Annotated in this window: 2 protein-coding genes; both read right to left on the reverse strand. The window is 32.5% G+C overall.

The window, feature by feature from the left end; translation table 11 throughout:
* Positions 1–253: 253 nt before the first annotated feature.
* Positions 254–1105 (reverse strand): sialate O-acetylesterase, encoded by an 852-nt coding sequence (locus AC1DRF_RS25080; protein WP_230185514.1) that lies wholly within the window; start codon positions 1103–1105, stop codon positions 254–256.
* 236 nt (positions 1106–1341) lie between these two features.
* Entirely contained in the window at positions 1342–1569 is a 228-nt protein-coding gene (locus AC1DRF_RS25085) for a hypothetical protein (RefSeq protein ID WP_097822986.1), read from the reverse strand.
* Positions 1570–1962 lie beyond the last annotated feature (393 nt).

The raw sequence follows: 1962 nt of genomic DNA on the forward strand, positions 1-1962 counted from the left end.
CCTAAAACTCTGTCTGCAACTTCTCCGCTAGTTGCATTTGAAAAATTTGCGTGTCTTGAATACCGGCTTTTTGGAGTTCCTGTTTAAAGGATTCTTCTTTTTTTAGTTTTAATAATTAACAAATCTATACTAACTCCACTCATTCATAATTGCCAAAAGTTCATATCCATATGAACCTGGTTTTCTTTCAACAAACCTAAGATTAAAAGTGGAATCAATTGATCTCTCCTCATAAAATGGGATTAATTTTGCTTTACTTACTTTCATTAATAATAGTAGAGATATTAATAGAAAACTCCTCAAAACTTAATTCTCCCAAGGCAAACTTCATACTTTCAACAAATATACGTTCATTTTTAGTTAGTTCACGCTTTGCTTCCTTTTCAATCCATTCATGCTCAACGTCCAAAACATCTAAAACATGCTTTTGTTTTGAAAAAGCCTCATAGTATCTTAATCCAAACTTTCTTTGAGAGACGGCATCAATATGAATGCCATCTGGATTTGCTGTTAAGTCTTTTGATGTTACAAAATAACAATTTTTTTTAGTGTGGGCAACTTTAGATAATATCTGGTTTATTTGTTTATATTCTACAGCGCTTTTTCCAAATCCGACATCTCCAAGGTAATGCCCCAACTCACCTATAATAATCGGGATATCTGGTGCATTCAATTCTTCTCTCAAATGTTTAAATAATGAAAGCAATTTATCTTCATACGTCTTATAACGTTCTCCGTAACTGTCGCTTTCTCCTTGATGCCACAGAATTCCCACTAACTCACTTGTTTCCATTGCGAATTTCGCTTCAGAAATCGCGTGTCTTGTTAATAGTCCGTCAATTGTCCACTCATCAATTGAGCTTCCTCCCTCGGCACATGGTATTAATCCAATGGACTCGTCAGGATGATCTTCTGTCCAAGCTTGAGCAAAAGAGGCTGCTGGCCCAACACCAGATATGTGACGATCAAAATTAAGTGGTTCTGCCATCGTTTGCCATCTACCGTTTCTCAACATATGTATATGCTCATTATAAATCGGCGGTACATCCTCAATAAATCCTCTGCCTGCCATATTTGATTGTCCAATTAACAATATAGATTTCATAGAAACGCCTTCTTTCTTTGTTTACAATAGTCTAATTAGACTAAGTAGGTTTATCAATATAATTTAATTAGCTTTTTTATGATTTAGGTTTTGATAAGATTTTATCTGGAGATTCAGCGTATTCATACACTTTAGTAAGATTTATTTCTTACTGTTCTTTCTCTTCCATGTTGATCACTTTTTTCTAATTTGCTCGTGGTTATACTTATAGAATTAGTTACACTTTGATATATAGCTTAATTGATAGCTTCAAGGGCTTGTTTCAAATAATCCATTTCAGAGGTTATATCATCTATCTGTTGGTTTAATTGACTTACATTATCAAGAGTATTCTGTGCATCTAATAAATTAATTTCTAACATCAAACGGCTTGCTTCACTCTCAAGTTCTAGTCTCTTTGCAAATAATACCTCATGCTTTTTTATAATTTCAGATTTTAAATTCTTACTATTGGTTTCTTTCATACTTCTACCTCACTAACTTGTAACAACAGTATTTCACTTACAGGAAAACCACATTTATTTCGCATTTACATAAGATAAATAATAGAAACCAATTAAAATAAATTCCATTATTCACTTTCCTTGGATGGCGTTCATAAGTTTTTGGTGTTGGCATTCAGATACATACTGAGTGTTCAAAAGCTTCCCTAACTGTTAAAAATAAATGTAACATTCCATAATAAGGGAAATTTTAAATCGTTTAGTTTTTTTGCAGGAAAAGAAAGCGCAGTATATAAAAATAACAGTATGCATTAAAAAGTGTTAAGAACATTTTATTATCATTTTCTATCAGCACGAGAGCAATATTGAGAAAAGAGCTTATATAAGTCCGTGTCTTAAGTATGCCTATTATAT

The sequence above is a fragment of the Priestia sp. P5_B4 genome (genome assembly GCF_056400385.1).

Bases quoted from the DNA above. Each gene is read 5' to 3' on its own strand.
- AC1DRF_RS25080 (WP_230185514.1), bottom strand. From the start codon at position 1,105: ATGAAATCTATATTGTTAATTGGACAATCAAATATGGCAGGCAGAGGA.
- AC1DRF_RS25085 (WP_097822986.1), bottom strand. From the start codon at position 1,569: ATGAAAGAAACCAATAGTAAGAATTTAAAATCTGAAATTATAAAAAAG.